Origin of the sequence: Alloyangia pacifica (assembly GCF_020524285.1) — a bacterium.
GTDB classification, from domain to species: domain Bacteria; phylum Pseudomonadota; class Alphaproteobacteria; order Rhodobacterales; family Rhodobacteraceae; genus Salipiger; species Salipiger pacificus_B.
On record NZ_JAIVKX010000041.1, the window covers coordinates 1 to 1,241 of the forward strand.

Annotated in this window: 2 protein-coding genes; one reads left to right on the forward strand and one right to left on the reverse strand. The window is 57.9% G+C overall.

The window, feature by feature from the left end; genetic code table 11:
* Positions 1 to 557, reverse strand: a 557-nt coding sequence (locus tag LC039_RS26740) for a hypothetical protein (protein WP_226629932.1), incomplete at its 3' end; no start/stop codon positions are given.
* Positions 558 to 810: 253 nt separating this feature from the next.
* On the opposite strand from LC039_RS26740, the gene LC039_RS26745 reads away from it, so the two are divergent.
* Positions 811 to 1,038, forward strand: a complete 228-nt coding sequence (locus LC039_RS26745) for a helix-turn-helix domain-containing protein (protein ID WP_226629934.1) — start codon at positions 811 to 813, stop codon at positions 1,036 to 1,038.
* Positions 1,039 to 1,241: the final 203 nt, after the last annotated feature.

Genomic DNA, 1,241 nt, shown 5'->3' on the forward strand with positions numbered 1-1,241 from the left:
TGAAATTGCGCGAGATATGGGCAGCCTGCGAAGTGCGGGCACCGGAGTTTCTTGCCCCCTTGGTCAATGGTCTCGCAGAAATGGTCACGCACAGATATTCCGATCCGACTGGCCCGCTCAATCAAGTCGGCCTTTGCACACATCGTGCCGGTTCCCGCGGGGTTGGCGGCCGACCGTCCTCGCACGGCGATGGCTGCCAAGCCGAGGCCTTGAGCGTCCGCCGCCGCCTCTTCCGCCAGGCTCAGTGTCGGGACGTGATACATCACATGTTCCCGGTTACCGCTTTCAAAGCGTTCAGCCATCAGGCGCCTCTCCATTGTGCTTTTCCCAGAGCCGGGACTCGCCCGGCAAACGACCGTCGCGACCCTGCCGTCACGCGCGCTGGCGTTAGCGAGTGCCGCGTGCCCGCCTTTCAAGACTGTTCTGAGCTTTTCCGGGACCTCGCTCAGCGGCGTGAATGCGGTCTCCGGAGCAGAGAACTCGGAGCGGAAAGCACCTTTTCCGCAAAACCTGCCGCCTGCGTCGCGCTTCTGCCCGACAAAAATTTCCTTCGTCATCGTCAGTCTCCAGTTTGATATGACGAGGAATTGGGTTCATCGTAAAAACCGCAAAATTCGGTTTGTTTCGGAAAAATTGGGGCGTACCGGTATTATAAACCCCATTACCGGCATGCCCCCCTTTTCTGGAAGTCATGATCCGCACAGCGCGCAAACGGGGTGGCGATAAAGAGAAAACATCGACTTTTCTCCTGAAATATTTCCGAAGGACACCGAAAGACCCCATGTTTTCCATGTGAACCGGAGAACATTCATGAAAAGACCCACATATTACTCGGCAAACGAAGTCGCGGAAATCTTTGGCAGAGACCCCCACACGATCCGCGACTGGATCAATCACGGCTGCCCGACCCCAGAGGGGGTGATCCGTCTACAGGCGGTCAAACTTGGAAAGTCGTGGTCGATCAAGGACGAGTGGCTCGCGGTGTTCGAACTGCGGGTGCGGCCCAACCCAGGAAGGATCGATCTCGATGCTGGGTGATGGGTCTCAGGCCGCCGTGCTCAGGGATGTGGTCATTACGCCATCGCGTCCAATGCTGGAGGGGATGTGGGGAACATGGAGCGATGTCACTCGGCGAGAAGCGCAACCGGACCAGCGGGGTGCGGCCGGTTTCAATCTCGACGGAGCGGCCATTTACGATCCCCAATGTGAGAAGAGTCAATGACACTGCAAGACACCCTGAA